The 504-nt window shown below is 32.1% G+C and carries 1 protein-coding gene and 2 pseudogenes; all 3 read left to right on the plus strand.

Going from position 1 to position 504, the window contains the following annotated elements; translation table 11 throughout:
• Positions 1–80 precede the first annotated feature (80 nt).
• A complete protein-coding gene (locus tag KTI79_RS19115; RefSeq protein WP_002123981.1) occupies positions 81–209 on the plus strand; it encodes an AAA family ATPase in 129 nt (42 codons plus the stop codon).
• Positions 210–262: 53 nt separating this feature from the next.
• Positions 263–331: pseudogene (locus KTI79_RS19120) on the plus strand (AAA family ATPase); the annotation flags it as partial.
• A 65-nt stretch (positions 332–396) separates the two neighbouring features.
• Positions 397–504, plus strand: a pseudogene (locus KTI79_RS19125) (IS5/IS1182 family transposase); the annotation flags it as partial.

The following is a 504-nucleotide window of genomic DNA, read 5'->3' on the forward strand; positions in this document are numbered from 1 at the left end:
TTAGTAGATGATATTTGTATGTAACTATATAATCTAAAAAAATAAATTTTAAATCGTGCAAATTAAAAATAGGGAAAGCTATGCTTACTGGAGTCTATATAAATAATGTTGCTACTTATAGTGTACCAACACAATTAGATGGTTTAAAGCAGATAAATTTTATATTTGGGGCAAATGGGTCTGGAAAAACTACAATTGTAGAATTATAGATCAACCATTAGGCTACACACATTGTTTACTTCAATGGCTTGGTGAAGAACCAATAAAAACTCTAGTCTATAATAAAGATTTTATTGATCGTAATTTCAATCAAGAAAATACCGTTAAAGGAGTTTTTACTCTAGGTGACGATCAAGTTGAGGCAGAAGGTCAAATTGCTTTATTGCGTCCACAAATGAGGGTGAATGGAAGCGTAAAAAACATCAGTCTGAATATCGTCGCCAATGGCGTAAATTACATATTGGTATAGATGCTAAAACCTTACAAATACGCGCTGTTCAGCTC

Source organism: Acinetobacter sp. WU_MDCI_Abxd143, assembly GCF_025514195.1.
In the GTDB taxonomy this organism is placed as follows: Bacteria; Pseudomonadota; Gammaproteobacteria; order Pseudomonadales; family Moraxellaceae; genus Acinetobacter; species Acinetobacter pittii_H.

What these genes read in the sequence shown, in the direction of transcription:
- KTI79_RS19115 (WP_002123981.1), top strand. Translation starts at nt 81, where the DNA reads ATGCTTACTGGAGTCTATATAAATAATGTTGCTACTTATAGTGTACCA.